Here is a 16,944-nt window from a genome sequence, read left to right as displayed (position 1 = left end):
ACAACTGACGATGTAGCTCATTACTTTGGCAAACAACATCATCATGTTGTACAAAAAGTAGAATCGCTTGAATGCTCAGAAGAATTTATCACTCGCAACTTTTCGCGAATGATAAAAAACGTACAACTTGCTAAGGGTGCAACTCGTGAAGTCGTTTACTACGAAATGACCAAAGACGGCTTCGTATTCTTGGTTATGGGATTTACAGGCAAGAAAGCGGCTGCCTTTAAAGAAGCCTACATTGCTGAATTTAATCGCATGGAAGCAGAGCTACATTCTGCACCAAAATACCAACCCCAAACAGAAGCTCACGAAAAGTTCAGCAGCAAAGATACCCAAAATCTCGCTCGTATCATTGCATTAATGACGCAAAACTTTCGTTTCAGAGATGCATGGAATAATGCTATCTGGTATGCATTGAGAGAAGTCACCGGTATACCCTCACCTAATCCCTTTGAAGTCAGATATATTCCAGCTATTGCAGAAGAATGTGAGCGTATATGGCAAGTTACTCAACACTTACAAGAATTAATCGTCGAAGCTGAAAAAACTGTAATTAAAAGAATTGTCAGAAAACGTGAAGATGCTAATTTTGTTTTAAAGCAAATTGAAGATATACTCGCGTCTGAAAGTAGCAAAAACCAGTTAACTAATTCGTTATGGAAATGTCACAAAGCAAAGCTGATAGATTTTGAGAAACGTACTTGATTTATGAATACTAAACCTAACTTAAACAAAAAACTAACTAATACTAAAAAACAATAATCAGTTAACTATAATCATGCCCCTGTCGAACAGGGGATTTTTGTGAGTGATGAATTAAGGATAAACTAATGAAAAAAAACACCATACCAAAAAAAATACATTATGTATGGGTAGGTGATAAGCCAAAACCACAAAAAGTCATTGATTGTATTAAGACATGGCAAATGAATTTGCCTGATTATGAAATAATTGAATGGAATAATGATTGTCTAAAAGAAATAAATAATATCTATGTAAAACAAGCATATGATAGTAAAAAATGGGCATTTGTATCTGACTATATAAGACTTTATGCATTATATCATCAAGGCGGTATATATTTAGATACAGATGTTGTTTTATATGATTCTTTTGATAAATTTCTTGGTAATGATTTTTTTAGTTGTTATGAAAATTACAAAGGAACTGTTCTACCTATAATGTCTGCCGTCATGGGGTCAGTTCCTAGAAGTGATTTTATTTATGAGTTATTAAATTATTATAAAAATAAGAAATTCAATAACGGGAAAAAACTTGATTTAGAACCAAATACTTTAAAAATTAGTAGGTTTTTTCAAAAAAAATATAATTTAAACCCTCCTTATGATGAATATGAAAAAACAGAACTAAAAAAAGGAATGGTCATCTATCCATCATATTATTTTTGTTCCCCTAAAGATGGAAAGAAGAATTATGCAATACACTTATTTGAGGGATCATGGATAACAACTTATACACGTAAAGATAAATTAAAATTATTTGGGAAATTAATATTTACTAGATTCACAAAGAAAAATGACAATAATGATTCACTTCCGTTGAATGAAAGAGAATTTATAATTTTAAAGTTTAAAATTTCATCTAATAAAATTTATACTATTTTGTGGTCAAAAAATAAGTAAATATTATCTAATTGAGAAATTTTAATATCCAATGGCAAACCAAGTAAACCCTCTTTAGTAATGAACATATTATATGATTAATTTTATATTGCACAAAACAAATAAAATATTATCAAAACTAAAAGTGATTGATAAAATAGATTTTATCTTGTTAAATAAGAAAAAAATAGCAATTGTATCTAATAATTGCTGGAATATTAGAATATATAAAAATCTAAAACAACCCTACAATACTCCCTTTGTGGGATTGTTTATTTCAACACCTGATTTTATTAATATGTTACCAAATTTACAAAATTTCTTACATTTAGAACTAAAACAATCTCATTTTATAAAAAACGATAATTATCCTATTGCAATTTTAGATGGTGTAAAAATTAACTTTTTGCATTACAAAAACTCCTCTTCATCTATTGAAAAATGGAATAAAAGAAGGTTACGCCTTATAAATTTTATAAATGAAAATGGTTTAGATTCTGTTATTTTTAAGTGTTGTGATAGCGATTCTTTTGATAATAATGATCAATATAAATTTGATAAATTAAAATTTAAAAGAAAAATTTATTTTAAAAATATAAAGAATAGTATGATTATGAATCTTGATGGAACATTTCCTGATGGAATTCAATTATATAAAATCCGAATAGCTTATTACTTTAAATTCATTAAGCTATTTAGAGGGCTTTGATGGCCAAGATATATCATTAATATTTTTTAAGTCAATTTGCTGAAGTTTTTGAGCGTAAATCATCCAATCGGTTAATTTACTTTTATCACTATCTGTTATAATACCGAGAGTTAGTTGGGTTTGCCATATCTGTGTTACATTTTTTACCTCTTTTAATAGAAAATTAATCTTTTCTTTTGTATCTTCAATAAGTTGTCTTTTAGAGATTTTTTCTTCTTCCCATTTGGGGAATCCGTCTTTTCCAGAAACTCTAACTTTATTATCTGATAAATCATATTTTGTAAATTCAAAGTATACAGCGTCATCAACTTCAATCACGTCGGAAGGAAAAGAACCTGCTTCTATGTATATATCTTTCAATTCATTAGGATAAAATAAATTTTCTTTTGGACTATAAAAATACATAATTAATATCCCATAGCTAAAATATTTATATCAGTCATGCCAATCCCTTCACAATAAGTAGTTATATATTGATTATTTTTTGCTCTAACATAAAAGCAATAATAATCAGGATCATTAGATATTCCATTTACTGAAGCTACAGCAGACATGCATTGTGAAGGGAATGGTATTGGAAAATTAAACGTTTTCGTTCCATTTCCACTAGTTTTATATGTTGCTGCCTGGATAATTATCCCCGTATCCCCACATCGCCAATAGCCGTTTTGAGATTTGCTGGCGGTGTTTTGAATCCCTAGCGTTCCCGCGTTGTTAGGAAAATACACATTGTAGCCACCAGTACCAATTTTTTCTAAATATCCGCGTTGGTCATTATTATTAGAACCTACCCGCCAAGTGTTTCCATTAGCTGCAATTAATTCTAAATATCCATGAGTACTAGGAGACTTAACAGTTAATCTACCTGCTGTTAAATTATCTTGAGATGTTTTTAACGCATAATATTCTTTTACAGCATTTTGACTCAACGGGATTGTTGTTGATGAACCAGGCTGCTGAGCTAGTTGTAATGTGTCATAGATACTTCCGGCATTTATCATATTAAAAAATGTTTTAGTTTTATCTAAAACAACAATAAAGGGAACTCCCGCAACAATATCATTTTTAATTAGTTGATTTTTATTTGCTTTATAAACTGGAAAATCTCCAATTAAAAATCCGTTTAACAACAGTTGAATCTTGACATTGCCAGTATTATTGTTAATGGGAGATATCACAATAGGTGATTTTAAATCCCAATTATCAATTGTATAAGTTGATGGCAGATTGACAACGAGATCATTAGCCGTTCCTTTTGCTGTTGTATAAGTAAAATCACCACCTTGCAAATGTTCTATTTGTACAAAATTACCTTCTGATCCTTTTGTAGCAAAGTTGCCGATAAGGCTGCTTGCATTCCACCCTCTTTGCGAAGTGCCCTCTTGTCCCCTTATAACAGTTAGTGTATCTCCATTCACCTCTGTCAAATGACATACTTCCCATATTGTTTGTTCAATATCAGAAATGGTAATCTTAGCGATCACTTTATGTTTTACATCTGGATTACTGATTGATGGGTTTAATAAGCGAGAGAAAATAGTACCAGAACCTGAATCGATAGTTATTGTTGTCTGAGATGATGTAATATCAGATGCTAATCGAGATGTAACATTATTTCCGAATCCTAATATCATATTAATATCCTACTGCTATGTAGCTAAAATCTTTCATTTGCGCAATCCAAGGTGTACCTTGAACTTTAAAATCAGTTATCGTTTTTGATATCACACTAAGTGGATATTGCGTGGTATAGCTTGAATTTGAGATAGGAAGAACAGCAGCACAGAAAAGCAAAAAAGGTGTTTTAAAGATTACTGTCGTTCCCGCTTGATTTGTTAATGTTCCGGTGCCCCACTGGATAGTAAATCCTGTTTTTTCACATCGATAAAAATCATTAGAAGTTTTTCCACCGGCTGGAATAGCACAGGGGTTAAGAATCGTGAAAAAATCATTATTTTTTTCTAATATCACACAAAAAGGAATGCCTGATAAAATATCACCAGGTATCAAATCTTGTTTGTTATATCGATAAACCGGAATAGGACCTATGCTTTTTGATCCTAAGTTTATTGTCAATTTAACTTTATCAGTATTTGTGCTTACTGGAGAAACAACAATGGGAGAGTTAAATGCCAAAGTTGTTTGAAAAGTAGAAGGAATATTTATTGTTATATTATTAGAATCACCAGAAGCGACAGCATAAGTAAAATCACCTCCTTGTAGTTGCTCTATTTGCACAAACCTTTCTTGATTATCTTTTGTAGGTAAATTAGAAATAACCGATCCTACCATCCACGCCTTGGCTCCAGTTCCTTTTTGTGCTCGAGAAACTGTTAACGTATCACCTGAAACACTCAATAAATGAATTATTTCAACTTTCGTTCTGTCAGCATTAGACAACGTAAGCTTTGCCATATAATCATGCTTGACATCAGGGTTTTTTATTTCAAAGTTAAGCGCTTGCTGAAAGTATATTCCTGTCCCATTGCTTATTTTTATTTGTGTGTCAGTTTCAGAAATTCCTAAAGATAATTTTGAAGTTAAATTATTACCAAATCCTAACAGCATTTTTTACTCCATAGGTTGGGTTTGAACTGGCCATGGGGAAACGTTGAATTGATATTGAAAGGGCAAGTTTACTAATCGTTGTTCTATACATATTTTAAAAAATTCAAACCACTCGGGATGTTCAGAATTTGAACCCATATCGTAAGCGAGGGGATTTATCATTATTGTAAATACACCTTTATCAACACTAATTTTGTAATCCCTCAGATCGGGTGAGAAACCTTTTCTCAGAGGATCAATAAAATCGTATCTATTCACATAATCTAAACCATTTCCCATAACACACCTAAAGAACCGAAAAATGCGTTTTTTCAACCAAGGAATACTAAATTGAAAACCATCATCTTTATAAAAATTCCATAGCAAAATTCGTCTAAAAAAATCATCAGACATGTATTGTGTTTTTGTTTTGGCTTTTTCTTTGAATTGATTATAAGCGATAGCGTTATATTCTATCGTATTGTAAACACCTGCTGATTTAAAATCCGACTGATATTGATAAGCGTCAACGTCTTTAGTGTTAAACGGGATCGTATTAAATGGGATGGTGTTTAGCGGTCCTTCTTCAACATGATCTTTAAGAGTAGGAAATTCAATGATGATTATCCTTTCTCTTTTTATTCCATATATCCCTAACGCAATCCAATCAAGCAGCTTTCCAGAGATAATTTCACTTGGCCAAAATCCAAGATTTAGCTGATTAAATTTAGTCAAATATTCTTGAGCTAATACATTATAAGCGTCAAAAAAAGCAACTACATATTCATCATCATTATATTGAACAAAAGGATAAGCAGGTAATATTTTTTCTACTAATCTATCTGTCATGATGCACCAGCTTTTCTAATTGTTATTGCGGTTGACGAGGTAATGAAATAACTATACGGATCGCCGTAAACTAATTGAGTTCCCTCTAAAGGTGGCTTTGCAATATCGTCTATATATACAGTAATAAAAATGTTGGAGATGTTTTTAGGTAACACAACATCCATAATTGATTCAACAAAAACACTTTCAAGATTGATTAAATTTATCGGATCACCTATTTGAATATTAGTTAGATAATCAATAATAGGTTGCGTTGCTAATGATGATACAACATCTTCTGAAACATCAATATTAGAGATAATGCTAAATGTTAAATTTATTGCTACATCTTGAGAATTGGGTATTAAATAAGGAATAGTATAAGTATCAGCTGCATCAATAATGCTAACATTAACAGCCCTGGGAGGATTATCACCAGAACCAGATGGAACTTCATTTGTTAATGTTGAAATGTCTGGAATAGAGCGGTAAATAGCACCAGCAACTTGATAAATATCTCCTCCACCAACTAATATTGTCCAAACCTGAGGTGCAACATTTCGATAAGAAACTAAATTAGCTCTAACACCTATTACTTTTTGTAACTCATTTTTAAGAAAAGATGGCGTTCCAATTGATGTCACCATTCCTGCCTGTAAAACCTGAGCTCGATAAGATTCCCAATTAGGGTTATTACTACCTGGTATACCGTCAGATGGGTTTATACAATTTAATCTTACTTCACTAGAAAATGAAGTTTGTATTTTTGTAACAGTGCCAGCTGGTACTGCCCATATTCCGGTATTAATAGCAATACAATAAACCAATTCTGTTTGACCGGATTCTGGGATTGTTGTTGGTGTTTGCACATCATAGGATTGATTTCCATCTGATACTCTAAACCCTCTTTCTATTGTATAACCCGGTGTTCCTGTGAAAACTACATAGACAGCAGTATTATATCCTCTGCCTTTTTGAACTCCGTATATTTGACCTAATTGCTCTAACATTGGAATATTAGCGCCATACGGAGTTACAGAATTTATCGTTTCCACCATAGCGCTATCATTAATAGTTAAAGCGCCTACAGCTGTGGTGGCTAAATCAGTAATAAGTGCAGGAGGAAGATTTGCTGTGTAATCTGGAACTTGTTTTGAAACAATATCGATGAGTTTTGCTAATAATTCCTGTGGTGATGTGGGTTGTGCTCCTGATTCATCGACTACTACGGGGATATCTGCCATTTCAACCTCGCTAGGTTGCAATTTGTTGTCGGAATGTTGTGCCATTAAAAAATACTACGTTTACGTCATAGGTTGGATTTAATGTATTATCCACTTTATTTATCGTTAATGATGCAAAATAAGGTGCAAATTGCCGCTGCACCTGGTTAACATAATAATCAGGATAAATTTGCGTCACGATCGACTGCTGAGCAGGAATACCGTAATTAATATAAAATGGCGATTCGCCTAAATTTAACTTCAATGTTTGAATAAGCGTTGTTAGCCAAAAGTAAGATGAATCTCCATCGGCGTCAGGTTTAACTTCAACCCATACCTTTTTACCTTTTTCTAAAATTCTTCCCCACGTTCTCATTGCGGCCCCTTACTTACAACAGTAGAACCACCTGTCTGTATACCCTGCACTTGATGCGCATGTTCAGTAAACTTGATTCCTTTAATTTTTGCATCACTCTGAATGTCTATTTCAGCACCTTTATCAGTAACAATAGGGCCGTTTAGATGTATCTTTCCGTTTAAATAAATGTCATTGGCTTTAAGTGTTACACTGTTATTATTAACAGTAACAATTGTTTCTGAGGATTTTAATTCAATCTTGTTCGGATCAACGGTAATGATATTTTTGCCGTCTTTAGTTTTTATAATTGCACCCTCTGGGCCTACTATTACGACTTTTTTATCATCCTCTTTAGACCAAGCAATATTTGAAATGGGAACAAAAAATAAAGGCGTCAGTGATGGTAAAATAGATCTGTTTGCGACACCACCCTGTTTGCTAACATTTCTTAATGAAACATCGGCCGCTAAAGTTACACCCTTGTCGCCTTTTTGAATGGGTATCCGGATATACTCCCAACTTAGAATTGGGATCTTAATCTCAGGATAAACAATATTATCCGGCAACATATCGAAATGAACAGTGACAAACTGATTATCTACATCAACCACGTAACAAGGTAATTGCTTACCTTCGATTGATAAGCGATCATTAATGAGTGAGTTTATCAGTTGGGTTAACGATTCTATGGGAGGGAGTTTTTGTGAATTACTCATGTTTTCATCCTGGTCGAGTTACACCTTTTGGTAGTGGAATAGAGTATCCTCTTAATTTCTGTTCTACAGGTTTACCAACGATATTGGCTTCATAAATCGTTACCCAGGCATTATTGGCATCAGCATTTAAGTACTGTCCTATGTGCCTAACTGATCTAATCTGAAAATATCCTGAGAAATTTATTTTTTCTCTTGCGTAATTGTATACCTGAGAAGAACCACCAAAGAAAACTCTTCCTTGACTTGTATAAGGATTTTTACTTAGCTGGATATAATCACCCACCCTGATGTCAGCCCGCATAGGACATTTAAAGCTAATAGTATTAACCTCAACCCAAGTTGGTTGACCAATTAATTCTTCAAACTTTATTGAAATGGTTTGAATTTTTTGGGGTATATAGGCATTATCCCATAGCTTTATTTTACTATCTTGAATAGTTGTTCTAACACCGTCATAGGCAGCATTTTGATACAATCCTCTGGAATAACTTCTCATCTGACCAGCTAATTGACTAAGTCCACCAGGATAAACACCATCAATATCTTCTGTCAGAACAAGTTCATCTGAGATAGTGATTTCTATTTTGTAATCAGGATAGGCATTTTTTAAAGCATTATTTAAAACATCCGAAAGCTTATCATTTAACTTTCCTGTTATTGTGATAGGTTTGATAGGGAAACTCCCCAATACTTGATCAAACTGTTGAGGTGTTACACTTAACATTAAACATTGATTTGTTCCTAACCAATTAGCATAAGCCGTATATACTTTACCTTGTAAAATAACGCCATTTTGCTTGGGATTTGATAAAGGCAAACCAGCTTGAAATCCTCCTTCTAGTGTTACCTGGCAACCTTCAAAATTGATTGATTGGTTAAGCACTTCAACCGGCAATCCGAAAATAGTAATAACAGTTCCTGATGTGACTGTATTCCATCCTTGAATTAAAATATCAAATTCAATATGTAATCCATAAGACGGAGTTTTACTTGTATCAAATGGCCCAATAGTTACGTTTTGCCCACCAACATTTACAGGAATTGACTTGCCATCTTTTAAAATAGTTAATCGATAATATCGCATTAATTAGCCTCAAAGTGACTCATTGATGAGCGATAAATTAATGTTCCTGGCTCGAAAGGAATTGCCAGATTAATGTCATAATTATCAGGAGAAAACACTAATGGCATGAATACCCTGGTATTACCTGAACTATCATTTATTTTGACATAGTAACGATTTGAATAATTATTGTAGGGAGTAAAAACAGTTACTGTTTCTCCCGCTAAAGAACATTGAAATTGAAATTGCTGCTTATCAGTTGGATTGAATGATATTGTTTGCATTTTTTTATCCAAAAATATTAGAAATGCCATCCGAAACAGCATTTTTTAATCCTGACCAGGCTATTTCACCGCCAGAAGGTAATTCACCTTGAAATTTTTGCAATACGTTCGTTAATGTTTGTTCTAGTTCTCTATAAGCTAACACGGGTTGTTCAAATTCAAGCATCCAGCTATATTGAGTTTGTTTATTTTCACTAGATAATGTTGAACTATCAACAAAATTTCTCATCAAACAGCCAGTGTAAATGTGAGCTGGCGTTAAAATTGTATAGCTTCCTCCGGCCTGATTATGTGAATCTAAAGCCGATTTTAAAGCGCCAAAGGTTAATACTTTTTTTGTGTATTTATTACCAGATGTATTAACAGGCGTTATCATTTGCATGATAATTCTATTTGGTTTTTTTATCACCGCATTGGCTGCGGTTATTTGATTGAAAAAATTGTAATTACCAATGTCTTGCTGTATTAGTGTTGTCCCCGCCATGGGATAAAATTTAGTTGAAGCACTTACATTTCCTTGCAAAACACCGCCAACAATACTTAATGCCTCTGTAAATACTGCAATAGGCAAAGAATTTCCAGGAATATCTTTTGCAATTCCGCCATTTAAAATGATGGGGGATATTTCGAAGGCAAGAGAAAAAGTACTTTGAATAATATTTGCTGCCATATTATAACCTAATATGCTACTTGTTTCTGAGATCGTATTTGTAAATTACTATCAGCCCCTGGAGTATCAACTGTCTCTAGCTGTATGATAAATCTATTTTTCCCATTACCTGGAATACTGGATTGCGATTGAGCTGAGGTAAGAGCATCGATTAATCCGGGATGTTGAGCAGCAGCTTCAGGAACGGCTCGAAGTATTTTTAATAAATAATTTATAGTTTCATTATTAAGATTAAGACTATTCCCCATAACAGCTTTATTTCCGCCGTTATATTGAGCCAATGATTTAGCGTAATCTCCGTTATATCTTTTTAAGTTATCCTCAAATATTTTTTTGGATGCATAATAATTATACTCAGGATCTGTTTTTAGCCTTTCGATATCAAATCCATATAATTTCGCAGTAGAAGGAAGGATTTGTCCTAATCCAATGGCACCAGATTTTTTATTTATTTTACTATTATTCCAATTCGACTCCGTTCCAATGATATTATTCAAAACCGCGTTAGTTGTAGCCGCTTTAGCGCTTGGGAACAATAAATCTCCAACGTTCTTTAATCCTTTATTTACTAAATCATTTGCATAGTAATAAGATTCTTTAACTCCTTGCCAGATATTTCCTTGAACGAATCCAGAATTTTTAGCTCTATCTACTTCGCCAAAAACACCAGAAATCCATTTAACAGCATCAGAAATAGCCTTTACTAACGCTTTTATCAATTCAACAAAACTTTTTAAGTCTTTTTGGAAATTATCAGATCCTAACCATTTTGCTAAGCTGGACAATCCATTACCAATGGTTTCAAATAAAGCTTCACCATTTGGCCCACTAATAAATGTGGTTAATCCCTTAGTTATTGCGTCTGAAAATTTTTGTAACCCAGGATTTAATTTACTTAATGTGGTTAAAAATGAATTACTTAATTGATAAGTATTTTTGGTAAAATTAGCGACTAAATCCTGATAACCACGGTATGTGCTATCGGGCGCCTGACTTTCAAAAACACCTGCATTTGCTTGCATTTCTTGAATGAATTGCGGTAAACGATTTCTGTTTGCTTGAAGTTGATTAAGTTGATCAGCTGTAATATTGAATCCCATTGATTGTAAGGCATTCAATTGCGCTCCAGCACCTTGATGTTGATCAGCAATTCTCAATACAGATTGAAGATATGGGCCAATATTTTCAAAAGCATTATTGTTGTAATTAATTCCTTGAGATAGCAATGCGCGTCGCGTGGGAGAATTTACATCATATTTAGCCCTACTGAGATCATTTATAATGCTATTTATTCCCGATATTCTACCACCAAAGGCAACATTGATTGCTTGTTGTTGAGCAACAGAAATACCTCTACCTTGAGGGGATAATAAACTATTTGCTGCACCCTTAGCGATTAATCCAAAACCACCAGTTCCAATCGCACCAAAAGCAGCCAGTTTCACACCCCAACTTAATGTTGTAGAGAATAAACCTCCGGCTACGTTAGCAGTTTGCTTGAGTGTTTTATTTAGCTCTTTAAGTGATTTAGAGGCTTCTTTAGATGCTTTGCTTAAATTATTAAAAAATTTATCAAACTCATTTGTCCCAGATTTTTTAAATAATGGACTATATTGAATGTCTTTTTCATGAGCAGAAATCCATTTATTATTCCATTTTTCTTTACCTGGAATATAACCCCCTCTGGGTCTACCAGAAGGTATTGAACCGGAAGGCATTGTATTAAATGCATCATGGAATTGTTTAGCAACGTCTTCTAATCGCTTTATTTTACTATCATCAATATCAATAGTAAGCACTGGCACGGAATTAGCCATTAAACAATCCTCTTGGTTTGCATTTTAATAATTCGCGGAATTGAGATGAAGTTGATATTTTTATAGGCAAGTCAATAAAGAGATCATAAAATCCTAAGCCGGCACAATAGTCGAGGATTGCTGAGATGATGGTTTCTCCATCTCGCCAGTACTGTCTGTAGCACTCGATGTCTTGATAGAAGCAATCCATTCCGTAACATTCAAGGGTGTACTTGCACAATTCCACAGCAAATTTAGCCGCTCCATCCATATTGCAAGTTGAGCGGGTTTGTTGATCACAGAGAAACATGTAAAAAAAACCAGTTCATTAATCGCCTCATCGATATCAATTAGCTCTTTCTCTATCGCAACCTCAAGCGGCATTGTGTCATAGCCTTTTTTCTCTTTAGGGTAAACAAGATTTGAAAGGCGAATAATTTCATTAATTAAGGGATTCTCTACACCATCCTTACCTTCCCAATCTCCCTGACTTTCAGCTATTTGTTTAAGCAAAAAATAGGCAACTCGTGGCCCTGATATCGCATTTAAGTTTTCAGAAAAAATGAATGAGTAAGTTTTAGCTAAAATTAATACATGTTTTTGAAAAATTTCTTTTGATATGGGTGTTGAATGTATAAATCCTGAAGTTTCATCATTTAAATCAACGGGAACAACTAAGTTCAATTTACGATTAATTTTCATTAGATAGCATCCCACATAGAAGAATTAACAAAATAGGTTCCTGTTAATGTGATAACTACGCCAGGATCAGTACCGTTGAATGTCATATCGGCAACATTATTTAATGCAGTATTTATTAAATCAAAATCACCATATTTTGTGCTATCTGTATAAAGTCTTATGTCTCCCAATAAGCAATTTAATTCAGATTGTTTTTTATAAATACTTGCAAGTTCCTGGCTTCTTACTAAATGAATTCTTACACCCAATAAAATGTAAGGTTGAGGTGACTGAACAACACCTGCCATCACCGGCAATGAATCAACAAAATTACCCTGAAACAATAATTCTATCCCTTCTTGTGCTAGATATGAAGCTGATACATTTAACTGCGGATAGTCAACAAACTTAACACTACCCCTTACCCGATTAAGTACACCTGGGTTTATCATTGGATTTGGCATATATAACTCCTTAAGCTGCCTGTAGTGTTACATTGATATTAAATATAATTTTTGTAAATCCACGATTGGGTGCATATTCAACTGAAAAACCAGCATAACGACCTATGGCGTAATCATTGGGATTATTTGTGATATATTCTTTGAATGGAATTGCATTAACCGTTACACCACCTGTAACATCAGGATTGATGAGGCCATAGCTTATGCCACTATTCATCACGTTTTGAGCAACAATTTGTAGTCTATCTATACCATCTTGATTGTAATAAAGCGGATTTATAGGGTTATTACTTCCGTTAATGATTGCATTGGCTAATGCTTGCTTAACATTAATCTGAACCCAATCTACTGAATACCAATACGTTGCATCATTACCATCACTGAACACACCTTTAAGCAAAATTGTGTTGGAAATTCCACCTTCAGCGCCCGTGCCAACATAATTAATAAAATCACTATCATACTTTTGTAAAATTGAATCTTTTTCTTTTAATGCTTCAACGCCGCGTAAATATCGAAAGGACATAGGCGGAACTTTATTAACTTCAGAAGGAGATGGGCTGACATAATTCCACAAAAAAGCACCAGAAGGACATGGATCTTCCAAGCTTCCTGGCGTTAATTTTCGCTTAAATGTCATTGCTGGAGCAGATTTGATTGTTTTGTAAGGATTAGTGTCTTTAACTTTTACAAAAAAGTATTGCATAGCATCCGGCGCTTCATATTGTTTCACAAAAGCACGTGTTTCTTCTAATGAGCTAATTGCTTCCGTTAATTGATAGCTATATATCTTTTCCTCTGGTTCTTGCACATATGCAATAAGTCTTTTTAATTGTTCTTGCGCTATCTCTTCAATAGTAGATTGAATAGGGCCTAGCTCTAAAATATAAGCACCAACATTCGCACCTTGTGAAAAGAAAATCCTTACATCTTCCGTTAATTCATAAGGATTAATTCCTTCTGCATAATCACTTGTAAATGTAAATTTACCTAGAATTGAAGGTGATGTTTCTGAATCCCAAGATCTAAGCCATTTACACACAATAGTGTTAGATAACTCTTCTGATATTTCCCCTGATTGTGCTCCATTCCAAGGTTTTTCAGGATAACATCCAGAAATAATTAACTGAATATTTTCACCTTTTTCGTAGGGTAAATTGACATCTTCAGGATAGGTTATATATAAAGTTGTTTCAGTGTTAGCTGAATTAGTTTCTGCTGTATATGAAACTATTTGTATCTGAGTTATATCATTGTAATCTTTTATATTTGTTATTAAATGTGGTATTCCGATTTGAGCAGAAGTATATCCGTACGACAAAAATGCCGCTTTCTGTTGTAGATTAGACGGCGTGGCGCTAATCGTTTGTGAAACATTTATATCAACAATTTGATAAGACATTTAGTGAACCTCATAATTGCAAATTGCTTCTTTTATTAATTTGTATGCGATCTCTCTCGCCGTCGCTTGGTAATAATTAACTTCAAATTCGATTATTTTTTGTTTTGCTAATACATTGATTTCAACTTGATTAGCTTTGCCGTCTTTAACTACCGGCATATTAGAAACGCCGAAACTTTCATCTTCTAGCGCTGATTGAACAATGTAATCTACATAATCTAATGCTTGCTCATTATTCAATCCGTAAAGTGTCACTCTGACTTTGTCTTGTACCCACTGCCATCGAGTGTTGTTCTTTGAAAATGACCCTATCTGTAGCGGTTTTGTTTCTTTGACGTCGGCGACGATATAAGGAGGATATAAGTTAGCTGGCGACAAAAAGGATGGATAAACTTGTGAAAATTTATTTAAGCTTAGCCAGATAGGAACACTATTAGACAAAACAAGTTTATCGGGAATATCTTCTATTTTATCAATTAACTGCGTCTCCATCGTCGGTAACACAGCTACCCCTTCATAGTGGAAAATTCCAGCCTGAGTATATTTGCTATGCATTAACGAAAAATTAAACCTAGCTGCGTCAAATTCTCCGATATACATTGTTTGGGGATCAACTAAATCGAAATCATCAATTTTTGACAAGGGAGTGAAAATAATTCTATCGACTGAAAATGACGTTGTTTCATCTTGTCTGCTAACCACTTGTCTATGTAGACTACCCTTTACTATCAAACTTTTTGCAGCGGTAACGTTCAATCTTTTTAATTCAGATTGATTTAAAATGTCAGCATTAACCCAGTAAACAAAACCATCTATCGGCAATACTTGCTTAACATAAAGTTTGAATTTGATTGTCTGATCTGACGAGATAGTTTCTACTGCTGAATGTAATACCGATGAAAGTTGTGTATTTGCCACTTTCGCAGCTTCTTCTAAGCTGGCCATTTATTTTTCTACCCATGCTTGAAAACTTGTTTGCAATAGCCCTCCATCGATAAATGAAGGTCTAGGAGGCCCTTTCTTTTTCTTTAATCTAGAATTAACACCTAGTATCGAGGCTTTAGTAGGAACTCCATAAACTTTCCCATCTAATTCTTGGTTTTCTAGGAACTTATGAAATGTTAATTTTGTTTGTTCCAGGTTCATGTCAACATTTGAGTCAATACCATGCTCAATTTGATTCACAATTGAATACAATATTTCAGTTCCTAACTCTTCTATTATCTCATTTTGATGCATGTTGAAAAAATGCGTGAATAATCGATATCGTTGCTCTAGGTCTTGCGCTACTTCATGTGTTGTTTGTCCTGGATTATCACCGTAATCATAAATAACATCGATAACGCCAAGATTGAGTTTCATTTTGTTAATCCCCAAAGTGGGCCCATTTCCATCAGAATTGCTACGACTTGTCTACCATACGGATCTTTCATCAACATCAAATCAGCTAAACTAAGATTCGACAAAGCTTGACTAATCACAATTGAACCTGATGTACCCTGATCTGCTGCTGAGTTCGTTATTCCATAGGATGGAGTGCCTATACCTAAACTCTTTCTAATATCTGACCAATATGTATCAGGCGGCGTATCTTGAGCATAATTAATCAAAAAAGAAGCAGCGCAGTTATAAACAGTTGTTACATAAATATGAGGCAGAAATTCGAGACCTAGGTATTTTGGAATAAATTCTAAGGCGGTGTCATAGCAAAACTTTAAAGCTGGATCATCATCAGAAATAGCCGATTCAGGAACTTTCATAATATTTCTGACAAAATCTAAAAATCCCTCGAATGTCGGTTTAATCATTAACGTTGTGCCTTCAGTTTTTTCTTCATTGGAGTTTTATTGAATTCAGGATCAACCGGCTTTGCTTCTATATCAATTTCTAATACAGAACCGTCGGGAATATTTCCAGTTTCTAATATTTTTTGCTCCAAATTTTGTAATGAAGCAGCGGCAGTATTTTTCATTATCTCTTCTGACATTGACTCTAAATTTTCATTTTTTTGACACTGACCATCTTTTATTTTTGAAACACTAATAGGATTATCGATTGAATAACAAAGACCTGAGAATTTTTTATTTATTCTCTTTACATCAGTCAAACCGTAACTTTCATGTTGTGAGATCACGTATTCAATCTCACTTGAGGTCATTTCTGGTAATTGAATTTGCTGACCTTTATCAATGTCCATCCCAAAAGACTGATAACTCTCTGGTAATTTATAATTAAACTTGTGCTTTTGATGAGTGCAATTAGCAATAAATAATTTCATTTTTCCCTCTGAAAATAGAGAGGACTTCCGTCCTCTTTATTTAACTATATTTTGCAGATAATAAAGTTATACCTTCTGGACGGAAGTTCCACCCAGGCGTTGCTCGACATGTATATAAAGTTGTCAAACCACCATCTGGCGTTGGCGTTGGCACTTCTGTTGGAGCTGCAACATCCATAAACTGAACATTAACTGCTTGTTGATTTGGGGTTGTAGTGGTCTAATAAAACTGTAGAGATTTATAGCTTATAATTAAGCAAAATCTTATAGGTATAAATATGACCCGAAAAGTAAAAGTAA

The 16,944-nt window shown here is 33.8% G+C and carries 22 protein-coding genes; 3 read left to right on the top strand and 19 right to left on the bottom strand.

Features of this window, described 5'->3' with window-relative positions; all coding sequences use genetic code 11:
- The 3 genes from G468_RS20835 to G468_RS0112505 all read left to right on the top strand — a co-directional run.
- Positions 1-708: Rha family transcriptional regulator (locus G468_RS20835; protein WP_034249907.1), on the top strand; the 708-nt coding region annotated here is incomplete at its 5' end.
- 125 nt (positions 709-833) lie between these two features.
- Complete coding sequence (locus tag G468_RS20830; protein ID WP_051297083.1) at positions 834-1,646, top strand: glycosyltransferase family 32 protein; 813 nt, start codon at positions 834-836, stop codon at positions 1,644-1,646.
- Positions 1,647-1,719: 73 nt separating this feature from the next.
- A complete protein-coding gene (locus G468_RS0112505; protein WP_026823414.1) occupies positions 1,720-2,334 on the top strand; it encodes a DUF1919 domain-containing protein in 615 nt (204 codons plus the stop codon).
- On the opposite strand, the gene G468_RS20825 is transcribed toward G468_RS0112505, so the two are convergent.
- The 19 genes from G468_RS20825 to G468_RS23835 all read right to left on the bottom strand — a co-directional run bounded on the left by G468_RS20825 (position 2,317) and on the right by G468_RS23835 (position 16,822).
- The gene (locus G468_RS20825; protein WP_051297082.1) at positions 2,317-2,739 is read right to left on the bottom strand and encodes a tail fiber assembly protein; all 423 of its coding nucleotides are present in this window, start codon (positions 2,737-2,739) and stop codon (positions 2,317-2,319) included. The genes G468_RS0112505 and G468_RS20825 overlap by 18 nt on opposite strands.
- A gap of 2 nt (positions 2,740-2,741) precedes the next feature.
- Positions 2,742-3,968 (bottom strand): gp53-like domain-containing protein, encoded by a 1,227-nt coding sequence (locus G468_RS22525; RefSeq protein ID WP_051297081.1) that lies wholly within the window; start codon positions 3,966-3,968, stop codon positions 2,742-2,744.
- 1 nt (position 3,969) lies between these two features.
- The gene (locus G468_RS20815; RefSeq protein ID WP_051297080.1) at positions 3,970-4,902 is read right to left on the bottom strand and encodes a gp53-like domain-containing protein; all 933 of its coding nucleotides are present in this window, start codon (positions 4,900-4,902) and stop codon (positions 3,970-3,972) included.
- Between the two features lie 3 nt (positions 4,903-4,905).
- Positions 4,906-5,730: a hypothetical protein gene (locus G468_RS0112485; protein ID WP_034249904.1), complete on the bottom strand. Its 825-nt coding sequence runs from the start codon at positions 5,728-5,730 to the stop codon at positions 4,906-4,908.
- Complete coding sequence (locus tag G468_RS0112480; protein WP_026823412.1) at positions 5,727-6,953, bottom strand: baseplate J/gp47 family protein; 1,227 nt, start codon at positions 6,951-6,953, stop codon at positions 5,727-5,729. The genes G468_RS0112485 and G468_RS0112480 overlap by 4 nt, the downstream gene beginning before the upstream one ends.
- 10 nt (positions 6,954-6,963) lie before the next feature.
- Positions 6,964-7,308 carry a hypothetical protein gene (locus G468_RS0112475; RefSeq protein ID WP_026823411.1) on the bottom strand — a complete coding sequence of 115 codons (345 nt, stop codon included), beginning with the start codon at positions 7,306-7,308 and terminating at the stop codon, positions 6,964-6,966.
- Positions 7,305-8,006, bottom strand: a complete 702-nt coding sequence (locus tag G468_RS0112470; RefSeq protein ID WP_026823410.1) for a hypothetical protein — start codon at positions 8,004-8,006, stop codon at positions 7,305-7,307. Before G468_RS0112470 ends, G468_RS0112475 begins: the two co-directional genes overlap by 4 nt.
- A gap of 4 nt (positions 8,007-8,010) precedes the next feature.
- Complete coding sequence (locus tag G468_RS20810) at positions 8,011-9,090, bottom strand: hypothetical protein (protein ID WP_051297079.1); 1,080 nt, start codon at positions 9,088-9,090, stop codon at positions 8,011-8,013.
- Positions 9,090-9,353, bottom strand: coding sequence for a hypothetical protein (locus G468_RS0112460; protein WP_026823409.1), 264 nt, complete (start codon positions 9,351-9,353; stop codon positions 9,090-9,092). Before G468_RS0112460 ends, G468_RS20810 begins: the two co-directional genes overlap by 1 nt.
- Positions 9,354-9,357: 4 nt before the next feature.
- Positions 9,358-10,023, bottom strand: coding sequence for a hypothetical protein (locus G468_RS0112455; protein ID WP_026823408.1), 666 nt, complete (start codon positions 10,021-10,023; stop codon positions 9,358-9,360).
- Positions 10,024-10,031: 8 nt separating this feature from the next.
- Positions 10,032-11,840, bottom strand: coding sequence for a lytic transglycosylase domain-containing protein (locus tag G468_RS0112450; protein ID WP_026823407.1), 1,809 nt, complete (start codon positions 11,838-11,840; stop codon positions 10,032-10,034).
- A gap of 93 nt (positions 11,841-11,933) precedes the next feature.
- The gene (locus G468_RS23840; RefSeq protein ID WP_026823406.1) at positions 11,934-12,521 is read right to left on the bottom strand and encodes a hypothetical protein; all 588 of its coding nucleotides are present in this window, start codon (positions 12,519-12,521) and stop codon (positions 11,934-11,936) included.
- Positions 12,521-12,964: a hypothetical protein gene (locus G468_RS0112440; RefSeq protein ID WP_026823405.1), complete on the bottom strand. Its 444-nt coding sequence runs from the start codon at positions 12,962-12,964 to the stop codon at positions 12,521-12,523. Before G468_RS0112440 ends, G468_RS23840 begins: the two co-directional genes overlap by 1 nt.
- 10 nt (positions 12,965-12,974) lie before the next feature.
- Entirely contained in the window at positions 12,975-14,366 is a 1,392-nt protein-coding gene (locus tag G468_RS0112435; protein ID WP_026823404.1) for a hypothetical protein, read from the bottom strand.
- The gene (locus tag G468_RS0112430; RefSeq protein WP_026823403.1) at positions 14,367-15,311 is read right to left on the bottom strand and encodes a hypothetical protein; all 945 of its coding nucleotides are present in this window, start codon (positions 15,309-15,311) and stop codon (positions 14,367-14,369) included. It lies immediately after the preceding gene.
- Positions 15,312-15,728: a hypothetical protein gene (locus G468_RS0112425; RefSeq protein ID WP_026823402.1), complete on the bottom strand. Its 417-nt coding sequence runs from the start codon at positions 15,726-15,728 to the stop codon at positions 15,312-15,314.
- Positions 15,725-16,174: a hypothetical protein gene (locus G468_RS0112420; protein WP_034249902.1), complete on the bottom strand. Its 450-nt coding sequence runs from the start codon at positions 16,172-16,174 to the stop codon at positions 15,725-15,727. Before G468_RS0112420 ends, G468_RS0112425 begins: the two co-directional genes overlap by 4 nt.
- Positions 16,174-16,644, bottom strand: a complete 471-nt coding sequence (locus tag G468_RS0112415; protein WP_026823400.1) for a hypothetical protein — start codon at positions 16,642-16,644, stop codon at positions 16,174-16,176. Before G468_RS0112415 ends, G468_RS0112420 begins: the two co-directional genes overlap by 1 nt.
- A gap of 40 nt (positions 16,645-16,684) precedes the next feature.
- Positions 16,685-16,822 carry a hypothetical protein gene (locus tag G468_RS23835; protein ID WP_155846999.1) on the bottom strand — a complete coding sequence of 46 codons (138 nt, stop codon included), beginning with the start codon at positions 16,820-16,822 and terminating at the stop codon, positions 16,685-16,687.
- Positions 16,823-16,944 lie beyond the last annotated feature (122 nt).

The sequence above is a fragment of the Arsenophonus nasoniae DSM 15247 genome (genome assembly GCF_000429565.1).
Taxonomy (GTDB): Bacteria; Pseudomonadota; Gammaproteobacteria; order Enterobacterales; family Enterobacteriaceae; genus Arsenophonus; species Arsenophonus nasoniae.
This window is presented reverse-complemented; position numbering and strand designations above follow the sequence as displayed.